21 protein-coding genes and 1 riboswitch are annotated in these 19,167 nt (G+C 36.9%); of the genes, 10 read left to right on the top strand and 11 right to left on the bottom strand.

Going from position 1 to position 19,167, the window contains the following annotated elements:
* Positions 1-365: 365 nt before the first annotated feature.
* The 6 genes from AC2YJL_RS19510 (at position 366) to AC2YJL_RS19485 (ending at position 3,466) form a co-directional block, all read left to right on the top strand.
* Positions 366-548, top strand: a complete 183-nt coding sequence (locus AC2YJL_RS19510; protein WP_013081871.1) for a YolD-like family protein — start codon at positions 366-368, stop codon at positions 546-548.
* A 148-nt stretch (positions 549-696) separates the two neighbouring features.
* Positions 697-915, top strand: a complete 219-nt coding sequence (locus AC2YJL_RS19505; protein ID WP_050689280.1) for a helix-turn-helix transcriptional regulator — start codon at positions 697-699, stop codon at positions 913-915.
* Positions 908-1,375 carry a DUF2178 domain-containing protein gene (locus AC2YJL_RS19500; RefSeq protein ID WP_230931832.1) on the top strand — a complete coding sequence of 156 codons (468 nt, stop codon included), beginning with the start codon at positions 908-910 and terminating at the stop codon, positions 1,373-1,375. Before AC2YJL_RS19505 ends, AC2YJL_RS19500 begins: the two co-directional genes overlap by 8 nt.
* Positions 1,376-1,590: 215 nt before the next feature.
* Positions 1,591-1,977, top strand: coding sequence for a hypothetical protein (locus tag AC2YJL_RS19495; protein ID WP_195697118.1), 387 nt, complete (start codon positions 1,591-1,593; stop codon positions 1,975-1,977).
* 12 nt (positions 1,978-1,989) lie between these two features.
* On the top strand, positions 1,990-2,913 hold the full coding sequence (locus AC2YJL_RS19490) for an FAD:protein FMN transferase (protein ID WP_251567194.1): 924 nt from the start codon (positions 1,990-1,992) through the stop codon (positions 2,911-2,913).
* Positions 2,888-3,466 carry a ferric reductase-like transmembrane domain-containing protein gene (locus AC2YJL_RS19485; RefSeq protein WP_195695285.1) on the top strand — a complete coding sequence of 193 codons (579 nt, stop codon included), beginning with the start codon at positions 2,888-2,890 and terminating at the stop codon, positions 3,464-3,466. The genes AC2YJL_RS19490 and AC2YJL_RS19485 overlap by 26 nt, the downstream gene beginning before the upstream one ends.
* 32 nt (positions 3,467-3,498) lie before the next feature.
* On the opposite strand, the gene gdh is transcribed toward AC2YJL_RS19485, so the two are convergent.
* From gdh to AC2YJL_RS19465, 4 genes are all read right to left on the bottom strand, one after another.
* The gene (gene gdh / locus AC2YJL_RS19480) at positions 3,499-4,284 is read right to left on the bottom strand and encodes a glucose 1-dehydrogenase (RefSeq protein WP_195695286.1); all 786 of its coding nucleotides are present in this window, start codon (positions 4,282-4,284) and stop codon (positions 3,499-3,501) included.
* A gap of 17 nt (positions 4,285-4,301) precedes the next feature.
* Positions 4,302-5,162 (bottom strand): RhaT/GlcU family sugar-proton symporter, encoded by an 861-nt coding sequence (locus tag AC2YJL_RS19475; protein WP_369361548.1) that lies wholly within the window; start codon positions 5,160-5,162, stop codon positions 4,302-4,304.
* Between the two features lie 218 nt (positions 5,163-5,380).
* Positions 5,381-6,067 (bottom strand): response regulator, encoded by a 687-nt coding sequence (locus tag AC2YJL_RS19470; protein WP_195695287.1) that lies wholly within the window; start codon positions 6,065-6,067, stop codon positions 5,381-5,383.
* Positions 6,068-6,079: 12 nt separating this feature from the next.
* Positions 6,080-7,648, bottom strand: a complete 1,569-nt coding sequence (locus AC2YJL_RS19465) for an ATP-binding protein (RefSeq protein WP_369361549.1) — start codon at positions 7,646-7,648, stop codon at positions 6,080-6,082.
* Positions 7,649-7,756: 108 nt separating this feature from the next.
* On the opposite strand from AC2YJL_RS19465, the gene AC2YJL_RS19460 reads away from it, so the two are divergent.
* Together AC2YJL_RS19460 and AC2YJL_RS19455 are read left to right on the top strand one after the other, a co-directional pair.
* Positions 7,757-8,815, top strand: coding sequence for a DctP family TRAP transporter solute-binding subunit (locus AC2YJL_RS19460; protein WP_042451772.1), 1,059 nt, complete (start codon positions 7,757-7,759; stop codon positions 8,813-8,815).
* 147 nt (positions 8,816-8,962) lie between these two features.
* Positions 8,963-10,231: a dicarboxylate/amino acid:cation symporter gene (locus tag AC2YJL_RS19455; protein ID WP_369361550.1), complete on the top strand. Its 1,269-nt coding sequence runs from the start codon at positions 8,963-8,965 to the stop codon at positions 10,229-10,231.
* Between the two features lie 75 nt (positions 10,232-10,306).
* Here AC2YJL_RS19455 and AC2YJL_RS19450 read toward each other — a convergent pair whose 3' ends face one another.
* Positions 10,307-10,444, bottom strand: a complete 138-nt coding sequence (locus tag AC2YJL_RS19450) for a hypothetical protein (RefSeq protein ID WP_195695289.1) — start codon at positions 10,442-10,444, stop codon at positions 10,307-10,309.
* A gap of 130 nt (positions 10,445-10,574) precedes the next feature.
* The gene (locus AC2YJL_RS19445; RefSeq protein ID WP_050689286.1) at positions 10,575-11,240 is read right to left on the bottom strand and encodes a TerC family protein; all 666 of its coding nucleotides are present in this window, start codon (positions 11,238-11,240) and stop codon (positions 10,575-10,577) included.
* 376 nt (positions 11,241-11,616) lie between these two features.
* On the opposite strand from AC2YJL_RS19445, the gene AC2YJL_RS19440 reads away from it, so the two are divergent.
* Positions 11,617-11,799 carry a YolD-like family protein gene (locus AC2YJL_RS19440; protein WP_013081858.1) on the top strand — a complete coding sequence of 61 codons (183 nt, stop codon included), beginning with the start codon at positions 11,617-11,619 and terminating at the stop codon, positions 11,797-11,799.
* A 109-nt stretch (positions 11,800-11,908) separates the two neighbouring features.
* Here AC2YJL_RS19440 and bioA read toward each other — a convergent pair whose 3' ends face one another.
* The 5 genes from bioA to AC2YJL_RS19415 form a co-directional block, all read right to left on the bottom strand.
* Positions 11,909-13,282, bottom strand: a complete 1,374-nt coding sequence (gene bioA / locus AC2YJL_RS19435) for an adenosylmethionine--8-amino-7-oxononanoate transaminase (RefSeq protein ID WP_272801719.1) — start codon at positions 13,280-13,282, stop codon at positions 11,909-11,911.
* Positions 13,263-13,985 carry a dethiobiotin synthase gene (bioD, locus tag AC2YJL_RS19430; RefSeq protein WP_369361551.1) on the bottom strand — a complete coding sequence of 241 codons (723 nt, stop codon included), beginning with the start codon at positions 13,983-13,985 and terminating at the stop codon, positions 13,263-13,265. Before bioD ends, bioA begins: the two co-directional genes overlap by 20 nt.
* 32 nt (positions 13,986-14,017) lie before the next feature.
* Positions 14,018-14,581: a biotin transporter BioY gene (locus tag AC2YJL_RS19425; protein WP_230931826.1), complete on the bottom strand. Its 564-nt coding sequence runs from the start codon at positions 14,579-14,581 to the stop codon at positions 14,018-14,020.
* A gap of 132 nt (positions 14,582-14,713) precedes the next feature.
* Complete coding sequence (locus tag AC2YJL_RS19420; RefSeq protein ID WP_013055535.1) at positions 14,714-16,150, bottom strand: amino acid permease; 1,437 nt, start codon at positions 16,148-16,150, stop codon at positions 14,714-14,716.
* 317 nt (positions 16,151-16,467) lie between these two features.
* Positions 16,468-17,661 carry a NupC/NupG family nucleoside CNT transporter gene (locus tag AC2YJL_RS19415; protein ID WP_013055534.1) on the bottom strand — a complete coding sequence of 398 codons (1,194 nt, stop codon included), beginning with the start codon at positions 17,659-17,661 and terminating at the stop codon, positions 16,468-16,470.
* A 138-nt stretch (positions 17,662-17,799) separates the two neighbouring features.
* Positions 17,800-17,901: riboswitch (purine riboswitch) on the bottom strand.
* Between the two features lie 386 nt (positions 17,902-18,287).
* Between AC2YJL_RS19415 and liaG the strand changes: the two genes are divergently transcribed.
* The gene (liaG, locus tag AC2YJL_RS19410; protein WP_369361553.1) at positions 18,288-19,157 is read left to right on the top strand and encodes a LiaG family protein; all 870 of its coding nucleotides are present in this window, start codon (positions 18,288-18,290) and stop codon (positions 19,155-19,157) included.
* The last annotated feature ends 10 nt before the right edge of the window (positions 19,158-19,167 follow it).

Here is a 19,167-nt window from a genome sequence, read left to right as displayed (position 1 = left end):
GAGTAGATTCACAAAGAACATATAGAAAACCTTTATCATTATACTCATAGAAAATGAAAATTAAATGAAATCCTAGCCTTCACAACTATAGATAGATTCTTTAAATTCATATACTAGTTTACCTAATACCCATAAATAAATAAACTAAAATCACCTTTTTTATCATAAAACCTCTTATCCCCTCATATACTGTATTCTGTTGCAACACCCTTACTGCAAACTTGTGCATTTTTTCACAATTTATCTACAAACTATTCTCATCTTGCTGTATAATAATAATTCTGCCTTGAGCATTCTCCAAATTCTTATGTTTAAGCCACAGCTTTCTTTTCATAACAGATGCACACATGAAAGGAGATGAATAAATGATTTTAAAAGCGTTAAAGAAAAACAAACATGTAACCGTGAATTATTACGAAAATGGCCTGCTTCAAACCTTCAAAGGAAAAATCCAAAATTTAAACCTAACCGACCAAACCCTCTCCCTACGAGATGAAAAACAAAATATTTTTTCCATTCGTTTGTCTGGCATTAAAGAAATTTATTAACAAAAAAGATCCTGAAGAATTCTTCTAGGATCTTTTTTGTATTTTTTATCCATTGATTATTGAAAAATCATCCAATTGATGTTAAATTAACTTTACATAATGTTAAATCAACTTAACAAATTTATTAAAAAGGCAGCGGGTGATCATATTGACTCTTATTAATCACGTAAAAGAGCTTAGAGCTAAACATGGATATACGCAAGGAGATTTAGCTGAAAAAGTTGGAGCCACTCGCCAAACCATTGCAGCTATTGAAAAGGGAAATTACGTTCCTTCCCTACTACTTGGTTTAACAATTTGTGATGTCTTTCAATTAAAAATGGAAGATGTTTTTAGACTTCAAAAGGAGGAGAAAGATATTGAGTAATGTTATTAAATCTTATTTATTGAATGTAGTGTCTCTGTTATGCGTAGGTTGGTTTTTATACGATTTTTTAAGCCTAAATATTCAATTTAGTGAAGTTATGACCCACCCTGAACCCCCTTGGGAAATTACTATGTCTATAGGCTCTTTTGCTTCTTTAATTGTTCTTTTAATCGTCTCATTTTTTTACTACCGCGCGCGTAAAAAGACAAAGAACGTTTCGCCTTTATTATTTCCTTTTGAATTTGCAGAAGAAGATGAACGTGAAAAGATGATAACAGCAGAAGCTTGTAAAAAAGCCTTTGTTTTCCTCCTATTTTCTATTCCTATAGGTGCTATATTAATAGCTTTTTATCCGCTGTTACCTAATTCTTTTAGCTTCTATCCCATTGCCGTTCTTTTGCTTCTTTCTCTTGTACAGTTAACGGTTTATTACGTATCAATTAGTAAGATTTATCGGTGATTAAAAAAGGGTTGTTCTTTTTAGAACAACCCTTTTTTAATCTAATAATTCACTTAATTCCCCCACAAAAATAATCCGACCTACATCTATTTCACTATTTTTTCATTTTCTCTGTCTATATTGAACTATAACAATTGAACGATGTATGTTACCTTCCACTGCAGTTTTTCTTCAGTGTTCAGTTGCAAAATATGAAAGATAAAAGGAGCATATCAATGGCAGCTAATAAATGGACAAAATGGATGGTTGGTTTATCGAGCGTTGCTGCATTTACCACTTTTATAGGACTTTCTCAAAAATATGATCAAACAAATTCAACAACTACAGCACTAAATAACGATACATCAGCCGATAATTCATCTCAAACTCAAACGGAAGATGAGACGGACCTATTTCCAGATTCAGGATCTGACTCCAATACGGACAATGGAACTAACGGACAAGATCAATGGTCAAATGACAGTTCTAGTGAACAAAGTGATCAATGGTCAGACGATGACTCAAGTAGCCAGCAAGATCAGTGGTCTAATGATGATTCCGGAAATAGTCAGGATAATTGGGGCAATAGCGATGATTCTTCTATGCAATCAAGACCTTCTTAAGGATGTGATGTAATGAGCTACTCATTTAAAGCAATGAATACCGAATTTAATGTATACCAGCTTGAAACACATGTCAGCCAAAAAGTGGAAAGCTGGTGTTATCTTGTAGAAGAAACCCTAAGCCGCTTTCTTCCAACAAGCGAACTTTCACAGCTTAATTCGCTGAACGGAAGATTATTTTTACCGTCAAAAATGTTGTATGAAGCTGTAAAAACAGCCTCTTACTATTACAATGAGACAAACGGAATTTTCAACCCATTTCTGTATCATTCTATTCAAACTCTAGGATATGACCAAAGTTTTGAACAACTGCCTAGCAATCAGCTTCCTCAAGAAGTAGCAGCTTTTGATACTATTAACCCTATTATGATTCACAAAGGAATGAGAAGTATTCAGGTTGCTTCTAATGTCGGTCTGGATTTAGGCGGAATCGCAAAAGGTTGGAGCATTCAGCAAATGGCGAATCAATTAAAGAAAAAAGGAACTTCACTTGGGGCAATCGATGGAGGCGGTGATATTGTAACATGGGGGCCTGCTAGTAAGCACTGGTCTATTGCGCTCTCTCATCCATTTGATTTATCAAAAAATCTTAGGAGTATTAAAGTAAAGAGCAACAGTGGCATTGCCACAAGCAGTGTGGGCAAGCGATTGTGGAAAGTAAACGGACACACTCACCATCATATTATTGACGGCAGAATCAGCAAGCCTAGTTCATCAGAGCTTCTGCAAGCAACGGTCGTTTCAGAAGACTTGACCGTTTCTGAAGTCTATGCAAAATGCATACTTATTCTCGGATGGGACGCCGGATTAAGGTTAGCTAAAATACATCACCCTTCTTTAGAGGTCATTGCGGTTACAAAAGAAGGCAAGGTGTTAATCGAAAAAAATGTGAAAGGTCAGGTATACCATTATGGCTACTCTCCTCGCGCAATTTAGTGCCCACTTTCCCGTTTGGAATACCATTCGGGCAGCCGGCTTAACTTCTTATTTATTAATGTTTGTATCGGTTGCCGCTGGCATTTCTCACAGCTTTTCATTTTTTAAACCAAAACGAAAAAAACAGCTTTTGCTGGTTCATCAATCATCAGGGTGGTTCGGGTTATTATTTGGTATGATTCACGGACTTGTTTTATCATTTGATCAATCTATTCATTTTTCACTTTCTGACATTTTAATTCCGTTCACTTCCGATTACAAACCAATTAGCACAGGTCTTGGTACTATTTCACTCTACATTTTATTCGTACTGATCCTCACATCCGATTTTATAAAACAGCTGGGGAGAAAAACATGGAAAGCCATTCATTTTCTTGCTTTCCCAGGCTACTTGCTTGCACTGTATCACGGCATTACTTCTGGAACAGATACACAGCAGCCGCTTATTCTTGGGATGTACAGCATCACTGGCTGCATCGTTTTGATTTTGCTTTTTTTACTAATTCAACACCAGTCAGCTCCTAAGAACCAAAAAAAAGCTCAGGAAAACTAAAAAACGCACTCTATGATAGAGTGCGTTTTTTCTTATCCGCGTCCTGCTTGGAATGATGGGTACTGTGTCATACCGCCGTCAGCAAAGAGCGTAATCCCTGTTACATAACTTGCCTCTGAAGAAGCTAACCATGCAGCAACCGCTGCAATTTCTTCGGGCTCTCCGATGTATCCCATTGGAATCATGCTTTCTACATCTGCACGCTGCTCAGGATCAGCAAATTTCTCAGCGTTAATCGGTGTATTAATCGCTCCCGGCCCAATGTTATTTACACGAATACCTTTTGGAGCGTATTCTAATGCAAGTGTTTCGGTCATGAGCTTCATTCCGCCTTTGCTTGCTGCGTAATGAACAAATAACGGCCAAGGAATTTTCTCGTGAACACTCGACATGTTAATAACTGTTCCCTTAATATCATTTTCTACAAAATATTTAATCGCTTCACGGCTGCCTAAAAAAGCTCCCGTTAAGTTCGTATCAATGACTTTATTCCAATCGCTTAAAGACATTTCATGAGATGAAACCGGATTTTCTAACCCTGCGTTGTTAATCATAACGTCTAGCTTTCCAAACTCTTTAATAGCAGATTGAACTAAATTGATAACGTCAGACTCAACTGTTACATCACCTTTGACAGCAATTGCCTCTCCGCCAACTTTTTTAATTTCTTCTAAAACGCTGTTAGCTTCCTCTTCTTTCGAACGATAGTTCACAACTACCTTGGCTTTTTCTGTCGCAAAACGAATCGCCATTGCTTTTCCTAAACCTGTAGATGAACCTGTTATGACAACTACTTTTCCTTCCAAATCTTTATACATTGTTAATACCCTCCTAGTTAGCTTTTGGCGAGCCCTAACATGACTCCTGCTATGATGATCAGTATAATTCCAATAATAATCCCAACTAACTGACGCTTCGTTTTCTTCTCACCTAAAATGATGATCCCGCCTAATGTTGAAATGACGATTCCCATTTGAGAAAGCGAAAAGCTTGTCGCTACGCCTACTTTAGGCTGCGAAATAAATAAAAACATATTACCAGCGGCCCAAATAAGACCTGGGATAATATTGCGAATTGCATATTTATTAAATGGCTTATGCTTAAACGTCAGCAATACTCCTCCAATAACCATACCAATTGCTTGAGGTAATAAAGCCGACCATCCGTCTACATTAAATAGACGGGCTACTACAACATAAACTAAATAACCAACGGTTGAAATTAATAAAATAACAATTCCTTTTTTGAAGTTTCCTTTTCCTCCTTCAGCCTCTTTCTCTTCTTTGCTTTGAAGTGATGCTAAAACAATCCCTACAATAATAAAGATAAGAGCGAGCACACCAAGAATAATTGAAGTTTTTGTAGACCACTCGTGAAACACAATTACTCCAAATAATGAAGTGGAAACTAACTGAAGCCCAGTTGAAATAGGCATCGTTTTAGAAACTCCAATTAAATCAATACTTTTCAGCTGATTACTTTGTCCAACTGCCCAAAATAGCCCCGATACAACTCCAACCCCAAAGATTAAAGGTGTAAGCGTAGGGTGTACAAAAATATAAATACCGATAGAGAAAATCAAAGCTCCCAATGTGGTTCCAAGCGTTTGACTATAAGGCCCTCCGCCTAGTTTCACATTGAAAAGAACAATGCTTCCCCAAAATATGGCTGGTAAGACGGCTAAAAATATGTCCATGTTTCAAAACCTTCCTGTGCTAAAATTAAATGTCAAAGTGCATATTCCCCAATTTTTCCGCCATTAATCCTTTTTCAGGGACATTTTATGAATTAATGACCGCACGAAATATTCTTTAGATAGCGAAAACTGTATACCTTAATTTGTTCTAGGAGAGAAAAAGATATACTTTCTAACGCAAAAAACAGCTTTTCCAAATAAAAGCTGTTCTGTATCATTTAATTTATTTTTAACATATAGCGATTAATAGGTCTCCCCACTCTGCCGTATTCAACTGATAATTTCAGCTCGTTTTCCTGTTCTAAAAACTCTAAATACCTTCTTGCCGTCACACGCGCAATTCCTACGCCGTCCGCTACTTCTTCAGCAGAAATTGGATGATTTTGTTCGGAAAGATATTGTTGTATCCTCCTTAGCGTAACCGCATTTAGCCCTTTTGGAAGCAAATCGGCTTTTTCTTCGAATTGCTGAAACAGCATAGAATCTAATTCAGACTGAGTAATATGTTCTTTTTGACTTATTTTAACTTGAAACGAACGATACTGCTCAAGCGCTTGCTTCATTCGTTCAAACTTGAACGGTTTCATAATATAATCCACCGCTCCGTATTGAAGAACTTTCCGTACGGTTTCAATATCACTTGCAGCCGTAACTGCTATCACGTCTGTTTTATAGCCATTTGCTCGAATTTGCTGTAAGGTAGTTAAGCCATCTTGATTAGGCATATACATATCAATAATCGTTAAATCAGGCTGATGCTGTTTAATGAGCTGCATACCCTCTAAACCATTCGAAGCTGCAGCGATAACGATGAACCCTTCAACTTGTTCAATAAATTGGCGGTTCACTTCCTGTACCATAGGATCGTCTTCTATGAGAAGCACCGTCCATTCTTTTTTATTCATTTCCCACTCCCCCTATAAAAAGAATGTAATGATAAAAGTCGTTCCAACATCTAATTCTGACTCTACTTCGATCTGACCGTTTCCTTTTTCAACAATTTGTTTTACTAAATGCAAACCAATTCCTCTATTTTCTTTTGCTTTGGTTGAAAAACCTTCATCAAAGATTCTCTCTACTTGATCCTCATTCATGCCACACCCGTTATCTTCAATTAATATAGAAAGAATCCCGTCATTTTGTTCCATACTTATATAGATCTTCCGTTCACGATGCTCCAAATGTTGATATGAATCAAAAGCGTTCTCAATTAAGTTACCGATAATAATCACAAAATCATGATGATCTAGGTAAGGAGGAAATGAGTGAAGCTCACTGTGGCGATCGATAGCTAACTCAATTCCAAGTTCTTTGGCACGACTGACTTTGCTCAACAGCAATCCCGATATACTTTCATCTTTGATATGCTTATGAAGAAATTGGGTGAGCTCTTCTTGCTGTTCAGACACTTGAAAAACATACTGAAGAGCCTTGTCTTTATTTCCAAGTTGGATAAGCCCTGCAATCGTATGAAGTTTATTCATGTATTCATGGTTTTGAACTCTAAGAGCGCTTACAAATGATTTAACTCCTGTTAACTCTTCAGCTAATTTTTTAACTTCCGTTCGGTCTTGAAAAATAGCGACCGCACCGACTGTGTGATTATTAACCTTAATCGGCACACGATTGCTTAAAATATTCAAATTTCGAACTTGAAGCTCTCGATTATAAACAGGCTGATTAAGCTGCAGAATTTCTGGAAGTCTTGTATCTGGAATCACATCATAGATCTTTTTTCCAATTACCTCATCGGGTACATCCATCATAATTTTCGCTTTATGATTAAAAATAGTGATGTTCTCCTCTTTATCAATGGCAATGACTCCTTCATGCATGGCATTAAAGGTCTCCGTTCGTTCTACGAACAAACGAGCAATTTCATGAGGTTCAAGCTCAAACATCTCTTTTTTGATACGAGATGCAAGCGCCCACGCTCCCCACCCTCCAAAAAAAAGAGCAAGACCTGAAATAAGAAAGATTTCTTTTTTTAAACTTAAAATGACCTCTGTAAATTTCGGAAGAAGATAGCCTGAGACAACTACTCCTACTTGTTCATGCTGATCGTTCACAACGGGCACAAAAGAGCGAATGACCATTCCGCCTTCTCCTTTTGCTTTATCGGTATAGGTATGTTCTGCAAACGCCTGTCCCTCATCATCTCCTTTAGAGATTTTTCCAATCATGCTTTGCAAAGGGTGAGACAAACGTTCATGATTCATATTCATAACCACTACATAATAAGCACCGTGAATAATGCGAATCGGCTCTACAATTTGATTAATGTTCTTGCTATCTTTTTCAATTTTTTCTCGAATTTCAGGCATTTCAGCAACTGTTCTCGAAGTGATTAAAGCCCTTTGCTCTAAATCATTTTCTTTTGACTGTACAAAATTATTAATCACCACGATACTTGCTAAAAACAACGAAAAGACCACGATAAAAAAGATTAACCCCGTCATTTTCGTTTGCATGGATAAGCGCGTCATAGCGGAACACCTACTGCTGATTGAAGTTTATTTTAATTTTACCACGTTGAGAAATTGCGTGTTAAAATATTTGTAGAGAAAAATTATCGAATCGCGGGGTTGGACATTTTGAAGATGTTTATAGGGGCAAGTATCATTGTCAGCGTTTTCTTGATGATCTATGTTTTTTTGCAGTATACGGTTATAAATCAGGATAACGTGTATCATGACGATGAGCAAAAAGGATTAAATAAGCAAATTGTGATTAATTTTAGCCACGTTGTAGCCGAAAACACTCCAAAAGGCTTAGCCGCTCAAAAATTTGCTGAAATCGTTAATCAAAAATCGGATGGTAAAGTTAAAATTGAAGTATATTCAAACGGTGTATTGTATTCAGACGACGAAGAACTTGCCGCCCTTCGCCGAAATGATGTACAAATGATTGCACCTTCCATTTCAAAGCTAAGCGACCTCTCCCCTACGTGGCAACTTTTTGATCTTCCCTTCATTTTCGATGATTACAGCGAGGCAAAACAAGTGTTTACCGGTAAAATCGGACAGGATTTGTTGAGTACGCTGCAAGAGAAAAACATTAAAGGGCTTGCGTTATGGAGCAACGGCTTTAAACAAATGACTAGCAATACGAAACCTTTGCTCCATCCAGCAGATTTTCAAGGTCAAACGTTTCGCATTATGCCAAGTGAAGTAATCAAAAAACAATTCGAACTTCTTGGCGCTAAGCCTCAGGCTGTCTCGTTTAATAAAGTATATCAATCCCTTGAACGACAGGAATTTGATGGACAGGAAAATACCATTTCTAATATTTATTCAAAACGTTTGTACGAGCTGCAAAAATATATGACCATCAGCAACCATGGATACTTGGGCTATGCTGTTTTAATGGATGAAAAGTATTGGGACAGCCTCCCTGAAGATGTAAAACAACTATTAAGTGATGCAATGGTAGAAACAACTAACTGGATTTGGACTCAATCAAAAATGATGAACGATGAACAGCTGCAGCAAATAAAAAATAAATCTGGCATGCGCGTTTATTACTTAAATGATTTACAAAAAGCCGAATGGAAAAAACAGTTTAACTCTCTTTATCAATCGTTTGAAAACAATGCAACAAAACAAACGCTTGATATCATTCAGCAAATAAAAAATATCGAAAGCAAAAAGTGATGACTAGATGTTCATCACTTTTTTTGACCAAAATGACCAAAAAGAACATTATCACCAGAAATATAAATAGTTAAAATTATCAGTTAATATAAGGATAAGAATAATGTAAGCGTTAACAAAAAAACACTCTCGAAAGGAGCATTACGTATGAAATTAAGTTTTAAAAATCTAACTGTTCAAGTTGTTATCGGTATCCTTCTTGGTATTGCAATTGGCTTCATGTTTCCTGAATTTGGAGCTAAATTAAAAGTATTGGCTGATATCTTCATTAAATTAATTAAAATGGTGATTGCCCCAATTATTTTCTTAACAGTGGTCATCGGTATCGGAAGCATGGGAGACTTAAAGAAAGTGGGACGAATTGGAGGTAAAGCTCTTTTATACTTTGAGATTGTCACTACTTTTGCCTTAGCAATTGGAATTATCGTTGTAAACTTTATTAAACCTGGGGCTGGCTTTAATATCAATGGCGCAAACGGAGCTGATGTTACTCAATATACGCAGCAAGCAGCTGAAGCGGAGCATGGCTTTATGGAGTTTATCATGGGAATTATTCCAGACAGCGTATTTGGCGCAATGGCAAATGGTGAATTATTGCCAATCTTATTCTTTGCCGTACTATTTGGAATGGCTACAGCTACACTCGGCGAAAAAGCGGCTCCTGTCATTACATTCTTTGAACGCTGTACAGATATTTTCTTTGGCATTGTTAATATGATTATGAAACTTTCACCTATTGCGGCGTTTGGAGCGATGGCTTATACGATCGGTAACTTTGGAATAGGCTCTCTTCAAAAACTCGGTTTCTTAATGGGATCTGTTTACATTACTATGTTCTTATTTATTGTATTTGTACTTGGAACCATTGCTAAGATTTACGGATTTAATATTTTTAAATTCATTGCTTTTATTAAAGAAGAAATTCTACTTGTATTAGGTACGTCTTCTTCCGAATCTGCACTGCCAAAAATGATGGACAAAATGGAGAAGTACGGATGTTCAAAATCTGTAGTAGGACTTGTCATTCCAACTGGTTACTCATTTAACCTAGATGGAACAGCCATCTACTTATCCATGGCTGCTATCTTTATCGCTCAAGCGTATGGAGTCGACCTGTCGTTAATGCAAGAGATTACGCTGCTTGGTATTTTAATGCTAACGTCTAAAGGAGCTGCTGGAGTTACTGGCTCTGGATTTATTACACTAGCAGCTACGCTTGCTGCATTCCCGATGATTCCAGTTGAAGGAATCGCGCTGTTAATCGGGGTAGACCGCTTTATGTCAGAAGCTCGTGCTATTACGAACTTAATTGGAAATGGTGTAGCAACTGTAGTTGTATCGAAAATGGAAAATGAATTTCATTCTCCTGTAGAGAGGATACAAGACGTTAATTCCGCACCTCCATTAGCTAAATAATAAAAAAAGAAGTTGAGACATAGCGAAACGAATCCAATCTAAAGACGAATAAATGGGATACATGAGCTGAACCGCTTATGGCACCGCAGTTGATTTCCGTACAAGACTTCGCTTTCCGCGGGCGGCCGATGAGCCTCCTCGTCGCGTGCGCTCCTGCGGGGTCTCATCTGTTCCGCTTTTCCCGCAGGAGTCTTCGCCTTGTCCTCCAATCAACTGCTAGAAGGATCTAAATAAATGAAGCCTACGTTCACCACAACAAAAAAAACGAACCACTAATCAAAATTGATTAGTGGTTCGTTTTTCACTTCATCTTAAATACCTTTGTCCCAACCTCTTTTTAGGATTAATGCGTTTCTTTTTTAGAACGTCCGCTAAGTTTCCCGACAACAACAACTAAAATAGCTAACAAAATAGGAACAATCGTATGCAAATACGGATTTAATCCTTCTAATACATGTCCCACCGCTTTGTCTTTAAAGATCATTTCACCAGCAGTATAGCCAAGAAGCGCTGCTCCGGCAATGATGATAATCGGAAATTTTTCCATAATTTTCATTAAAAGCTGACTTCCCCAAATGATTAACGGAATGCTGATAACAAGACCAAGGATAATGAGTAGAATATTGCCGTTAGCCGCACCCGCAACCGCTACTACGTTATCTAAACTCATAACAAGATCCGCTATAATAATTGTTTTGATAGCACCTGCTAGAGTTGAATTCGCTTTAATATCTCCGTCATCTTCACCTTTTAAAAGACTAATTGCAATCCATAGAAGAAGCAGGCCTCCGATGAAATTTAAAAATGGGATTGTTAATAAATATACCGCGACAAACGTTAGCCCTACACGTAATACAACCGCTCCTAATGTACCGAAAACAACCGCTTTGTTTCGATGCTGGTCCGGAAGATTCCGACAAGCTAAAGCAATCACGACTGCGTTATCGCCACTCAGTACAATGTTAATCAGTAAAATTTCTAAAAGATTTAAAATAAAACTCTGATCCATAAAAAAACTCCTTGATTGATTTTTATTAGTCTATTTCTCTATCTCTTATTTCATTACTAGAAATAGAGAACTAAAACTCTATCAATATAACCCCTTCTTACCCTTTAATGAAGAGAAGTAGTTATTTCACTAACAGTATTTTATCACTAAAAAGAAATTTGAAATAGGTATTTGTAAAGGAAAAGTCAGTTCATTACAATAAATCAAACCTTATCCTTTATCTTTCATCTGTTTTTCACCATCACCCTCTATTATTAGTAGCAGGAGAGCATTTATAAAAAACAGAGTAATTTTTATAAATAATACAAGCCTCCAATGCTTCTTCATTATTTTGTAGTTTTTCGGCAGCTACGATATAAGAAGGGAGAAAATAGGTATGATTTTAAAAGCATTAAAAACAAATAAATTATTAACTATTAACTATCAAAACAACGGTTTTGTTCAAACGGTAAAAGGTTATATTCAAAACTTAAACTTACTCGAACAAACGCTTCTATTAAAAGATGAAAATCAGCATGTACGATCACTTCGCCTATCAAGCATTAAAAATATTTATTGATAAAAAAAGAAGAAATTCACGTTCCCATAACCATAAAAAGATCCGAACGATTCATCGTTCGGATCTTTTTTCAACTAAATAAAAAACTTTTGTCCTATCCTCTTTTTATTTAACTCACTGTATGACGTGCGATTACTTCTTTAATTGATTCATATACAATTTCAACCATTGTTTTTAATTCTTCGTCTGTCATTGAAAGAATAGGCATCATCGTAATCACAGGACCTAGCTCTCTAATAATTAAACCTTTTTGGCGAGCCGCTAAAATGATGTCTCCCATCACTTTTTTATCTTCAAAAATAGACTTTGTTTGGCGGTCTTTCACAACTTCGATTCCTGCCATTAATCCTCTTTGTCTAATGTCTCCCACGTTAGGCAGTTCATAAAGCTTTAATAGATAACGTTTAAAAACTTTTTCCTTTTCTTTTACACTACGGATTAACTCCCTTTCTTCTATCAGTTCAATATTTCTAAGCGCTACTGTACAGGCTAATTGATTTCCGGTATACGTATGTCCATGAAAGAACGTTTTATTTTCATCTGGATGAGCTAAAAAAGCATTAAATATCTTTTCGCTTGTTAACGTAGCCGCAAGCGGCATATACCCTCCTGTTATCCCTTTTCCTACACACATAATATCCGGTACAACATCTTCTTGTTCACATGCAAACAGCGTTCCGGTTCGTCCAAATCCAACGGCTACTTCATCACAAATCAGCAATACCCCGTACGCTTTGCACAGACGCTCTACTTGTTTTAAAAAACCGGGAGGATGTGTAATAATACCCGCGGCTCCTTGAACAAGCGGTTCAATAATCAAACCGGCTACTTCTTCTCCTTTGTTCTGCAAGAGCTTCTCTAGCTGTTGAATACAGTAAGCTGAAGCTTGCTCTTCCGTTTCTACCCCGTCCATACGGTAAGTATAAGGAGAAGGTGCGGGAATTCGTTCAAACAGCAAAGGCTTAAAGATGCGATGAAATAAATCCATGCCTCCCACACTGACTGCCCCAATTGTATCTCCATGATATGCCTCATTCAATGAGATAAATTTATTTTTGTTTTTGTACTTTACAGAGTCGAGATTTTGCCAATATTGATAGGCAATTTTCAACGCAATTTCGACAGCGGCGGAGCCTGTATCAGAGTAGAAGACTTTCGATAAGCTGCCAGGGGTAATTTCCGCTAGCTTTTTGGCTAACAAAATAGATGGAACGTTTGCGGATCCAAGCAGCGTAGAATGCGCTAATTTTTCCACTTGTATATGTAAAGCTGTATTTAATTCCGGATCATTATGTCCATGCACGTTCACCCATAGAGAAGCGTATCCATCTAAATATTTGTTTCCCTCTACATCATATAAATAGCTTCCTTCCCCTCTTTCAATAATAAGAGGATTGGATTGACGGTAAGCTTTCATTTGTGTAAACGGATGCCATACATATTCTTTATCCCATTTCTCCAGCTCAGCTTTTTGATACGGCACAGTCAAACACCTCCTGAATATGTTGAATAACATTTTTTTGCCTCATCATTTTCTCAATATATGCCTCTAACTCTTCATCGATATGTGTGAATACTGGAACGGTCATTAAAGATGATATTTGAAGCAGCTTTTCAATCGTTCGAACATTATCGTTATGAATGATACTGCTGTGATTAAAACGATTAAAAATGAGTCCGTTGATTTTAAGGTGATGCTCACTTGCATATGAAAAGGTAGAAAGCGCATCGTGAATAGCTCCTAACCCTGTTGTTCCAACAGCAATAACCCGCATCTGTGCATCTATGATCAAATCTTTTGTCATATAGAACGTTGTTTCCTTCTCAATTAAAGGTACGGCAAGACCTCCCGCTCCTTCTACGAGCACTACATCAAATTTCTTTTTTAATTCATTAATGCGTTTTAAGACGATTGAAGGCTCTACTTGCTTGTTGCTCAGTGCAATAGCCAAATGAGGAGACGTCTCCGGCTTTAACTGATAAATACCCGTATCTGCTACTCCGAGCCTTGTTTCAAACCAGTGAATATCCGGATAACCTCCAATTTTGTCTTGATAGCCGGTTTGAAATGGTTTGCAAATTGTCGTTTTTATTCCTAGACGACCAAGTACTTTATACAAAATACTTGTAACCAGGGTTTTTCCAATATCTGTTCCAGTTCCCGTAATAAAATACGCTTTGCCCATTTTCTTTTCTCTCCTTTTTTTCTATGTCTTAGTTACCCCGCTTTAACCCGCTTTGATGACAAACGACTAAATTGAGGCTGCATTCGGTGAATCAGCACTGAACATAAAATACACAACAAAAGATCTCCAGGCATTGGCAAAACAGCTCCAAAAAGAAGTGTATCGCTCAGTGAAAGAGGCTTTTCAAGTATCCATTTCATTGCTCCGTAAAGCCAGAAGCAGCCGACTGCGTACACAATAGCTAACGTAGATAAATTAGCTGAAAAGATAGAAAAAGGTTTCTTTAAGTCATATTTTTGAATAAGGTAGCCGTTCATAAATGCACCCATAGCATAGCCAATTAAATAGCCAAACGTTGGTTTGAAAATATACCCTAAACCTCCTCCTTCTGCAAAAACCGGAACACCGATTAACCCAATACCTATGTAGCATAGCTGACTATACAAACCTAAACGCGGACCTAACAGCGCACCGGCTAAATAAACAGGAACAATTTGAAGAGTAAACGGTATGTAGGGAATAGGAATTTTTATAAATGCACCAATCGCCGTTAAAGCTGCAAATAAGGAAACATACGCCATTGTTTTCGGTTTCATATTCACCCTCCTTTCTCTTTTCGCTGCTTTAAGTTTGCAATAATTCCTTTTTATTTGTCAACTTAATTTTATTTTAAGTTTACAAATAAACAATAAAAAAAGACGCAAAAGCCCATGCTTTTGCGTCTTTTTTTATAAAATTACTTTTTTGTCGTCTTTAAGCTGCACTTCTTGACGGCTGATAGATAAATCAACTTTCTTTTTTACACGTGCGTGATAATAAGCATAAAACAGCAGCGCTAGTGGAATACCGACATACAGTGCCATTCGCTGTTCTGCATCAAATGCCATGCTTCCCAATACGATTGTATTTAATACTAATGCGATTAAAGGTAATACCGGGTAAAGAGGGACTTTAAATTTTAAATCCTCGATTTGCCCTCCTTGATTTATATATCTTTTTCTAAATGCAAGCAGTGATGCAGCAATCGTAATCCAGCCGATTTGTGCACCTAAACCCGCTGCAGAAATGAGCCATACAAATACTGTTTCTTGAGCAAAGAATCCTGAAAGTAAAGATAAAAGCGCAATGCCTAATGTTAAAAGCAGAGCATTCATCGGCACACCGCGTTTATTTACTTTCATGAAAGCTGAACTTGCCATGTTATCTTTTGACAATGAATACAGCATACGCGTTGCTGCATAAAGACCTGAGTTAGCTACAGATAACAGTGCCGTTAGGATAACAAAGTTCATAATATCTGCTGCATATGGAATACCAATTTGGTCAAATACAACAACAAATGGACTCTCAACTACGCCTGCTTTTTCAAGCGGAATCATACCCGCTAAGACAGCTACAGCTAGTACAAAAAATACAAGCGTTCTCCATACCGTTTGTTTAATTGCTCTTGGTACAGTCTTGTCTGGGTTTTCACTTTCCCCAGCTGCTACACCAATAAGCTCTGTGCCTTGGAATGAAAAGTTAACTGTAATCATGGTAATCAACACGGCACTAATTCCGTGAGGAAACACACCGTGAGCCGTATAATTAGAGAAAAGCGGTGCGCTGTCTCCATTACTTAATGGAAGAAAACCAAACATAGCAGCTCCACCAAGCACGATAAATAAAATAATAGCTAACACTTTAATGCTGGCAAACCAAAACTCCGCTTCACCAAACGCTTTAGCTGATAGTGCATTTAATGAGAATAATAAAAGGGCAAATATAGCACACCAGATCCATACAGGAGAATCAGGAAACCATCTTTGCATAAGCTGACCTGCTGACAAAAATTCTAATGCAACCGTTACAGCCCAGCCCAACCAATATAACCATCCAAAAGCGAAACCAACACCAGGGCCAATAAATTTTGTTGTATATGTCTGAAACGAACCGGAAACTGGCATTGCTACTGCAAGTTCCCCTAAGCAAAGCATTGTTAAGTACATAATGAAGCCACCTACGATAAACGAAAGGATCGCTCCAATCGCTCCTGCTTGGCTAATCGTGTATCCTGTTCCTAAAAAGAAACCTGTACCAATAACCCCGCCGAGCGAAATCATAAACAAATGTCTGCTTTTCATCGTCTTTTTTAATTCATTTGTTTGCTGTTGTCCTTCTATCATATTAACGACATTTCCTTTCAACCTATTTATTACGAGATATTACCTAGAAAAAAATTAATAAACCTTTGTTTTCTATGCATATTTACTTACATATTTATGCGGTGTTCTCAATTTAAATGAAACAGCCTTTTGTAATCTTAACATAATGCTCACTAGATTTAAAATATTTTTCTACAAAAGTAAAATGAATTTTTCTTGAATAGTGTGATTTTCTTTTACTGTGGATATTCATAACCATTTTTCTGCAAATGAATAGGTGATGCAACAAGAAAAAAAGCTGTGCTTTCTAAGACGAAAGCACAGCTTTTTTTAACTTTTTACCAAACAAACAATCCAACAATCATAGCACTTAATAACGAAACAGCGATACCGCTCACAAGCAGTTTCCATACGTTTTTTCCAATAATCGTTGATTTACCTTCTGATAACGTAGAATTATACGTCCCATAAATCATACCCACCGTACTGAAGTTAGCAAAAGATGTTAAGAATGTTGTAGCAACTGCAATCGTATGCGGTGGAAGTGTATCTAGATTTTTCTTCAAATCCATCATTGCCACGAATTCATTTGTTGCTAGCTTGATACCCATCAGCTGAGCTACGTACATTGCATCATGTCCCGTTAGCCCTAGTAAGAATGCGAATGGACTAAAGATATAAGAGAAAATCTTTTGTACAGTCAAGCCGTCTACGATAACGCCTAAAATACCGTTAAGCGCAGATGTAAGAGCTACATATCCAATAACCATCGCTAAAATAACAATAACCATGTTCATTCCGACTAACATACTGTTTGAAATGGTAGAGAAAAAGTCTTTTTTCTCCGACTTTGGCGGTACGTAAATCATATCTTCTTCTTTTGTAACATGAACTGGATTCAATAAGCTCACTAAAATAAGCGCGTTTAAACAGTTCAGTGGAATTGCTGTAAACACATACGTAGCGGGAACCATCGTTAAATAAGCACCGATAATAGATCCGCTAATACTGCTCATACTCATAATTCCAAACGTAAGCAAACGGTTGTCTTTTAACACAGAAAGCTGATTACGAATAACCGCTAATGCTTCCGTATTTCCTAAAAACATCATTTGAATAGCGAAAAAGCTTTCTAATTTAGGCAAACGAGAAACTTTTGAAATGACCCAGCCTACTTTATCAATAATCCACGTTAAAATACCAAAGTAAGATAAAATATCAAAAAATGTCACGACAAAGATGATAGGCAGTAATGCACTGAAGAAAAAGTCAACCGTTTCATTTCCCATTACGGATGGGAACGCAAAAGCAATTCCATCGTTAGCACAGGAAATTAGCCAAGTAAAGAACGAAGCAATTTTATTAATGATCCATGTTCCGATTGAAGTTCCTAACATAAACCAAGTAATGAGGACTTCAACGACCAATAGTGAAGCAATAGGACGCCACTTTATTTCTTTCTTTTTAGGAGAACATAAGAAGACGACACCCATTACTACAAAAACGCCTAATAAATTTAATAAAAAGTACATGCAAGCCACTCCCAGGTGTGTATTTAAAAAACAAAAAAAGCTCTTACTTTTCATAAATTCTGACAATAACAGAAAGTATGAAAAGTAAGAGCTTTGAAAGAAGACTGTATTCATGAGAATACGCCCTTCTTTTTGCTGCTTATATCCAAACTTTCTTGTAGTCTAGTTTTTTACGGTTACTAGGTAGAGACTATCAGACCATATTACTGATAATATACAAGATCGTAATCTTAGCTGTATTCAATTGATATGAACAAATTCTACCCTTTATTTTTTTAATAATCAACACTTTAAAAGTTTTTCGGAATAATAAAATTGGTATGAAAATTCTATTTATTTATTACTTCTTTTGAACTACTCATCAGAAAATTACACAAAAAAAGTGAATTTAACCGTTCTTTTAACTCAATTATTTTCCTATTTTTGAAACAAAGAATTTGATTCTTTGATGAGTATGTTTAAATATCTACTTCGCTTTTCATTTAATTCCTCAAAAAAATATTTCATTTTTACGACTTGAGACGTAGAAAAAAATAATCCTGCTGTTCGTTGAAATTAACCGCTTTTCATTTTACACTTTATGGTAGAAGAAACAAATTTAATTTAGGTAGAAAGCGGGTTATAACGTGAAAAAAATATTGGCTTTTATTTTAGTGATAGGTGGTACGGCAGTCCTCTTTTCTACTGCGTTTGCACCCTTCTCTTGGTCGTTAAGTTCATTCAAGACGTCCAAGTCTGAAGCAGCGTTATCAAGTGATATTCAGCGTATTCAAATCGACTCTCCAAGCATTAGTACAACTGTCGTGCCGCAAGATCGTCAAGATATTAAAACAAAAGTAGAAGGTAAAGGAAAAGTAGATGTAAAGCAAAATGGAGACACCCTAGTCGTCACTTATCAAAAAAGTCCTTTTCAATGGCTTTCTATTTTTTCAAATACAAAAGTGACAATCTACATTCCTAGAGATTATCACCACAACCTTGCGCTTACGGTAGGTTCTGGGGACCTTCAAGTTGCTACACAGCCTGAGCAAGCGCTTCAGCTGAAAGATGTTTCGATTAAAGTAGGTTCTGGAAATGCAAATATTTCAAACTTGAGGAGCACCTCTCTTCGTACGGATGTCAATTCTGGAGATTTACAGCTGAGTAATGTTGAAAGCCAAACGGCTAAATTTGCTGTAGGCTCTGGGGAAATTAAAGGAACAAACTATCAAGGAAAACTTCAGGCGCGCATTGGATCTGGTGATCTCTATATGGATTTTAAAAAGCTAGAAGAGGCCGTTTCTGTAGATGTAGGATCTGGAGATGCCGTGCTGGTTCTTCCGAAAAGCGCTGGTTTTAAAGTGAATGGAAAAGTAAACAGCGGTGATATAAACAATGACTTTAAGTTAAGCAATGCAACCGTAACAGAAGGTGTCTTAAAAGGAAAGCACGGAAATGGAAAATATCCTATTGATGCAGCTGTTTCAAGCGGAGAATTAACGTTAAAATCAAAATAAAACGAACACG

It is taken from the genome of Priestia sp. SRI_019 (assembly GCF_057586255.1).
Note: the sequence above shows the minus strand (reverse complement) of the source record. Positions and strands in the feature narration are given on the sequence as shown.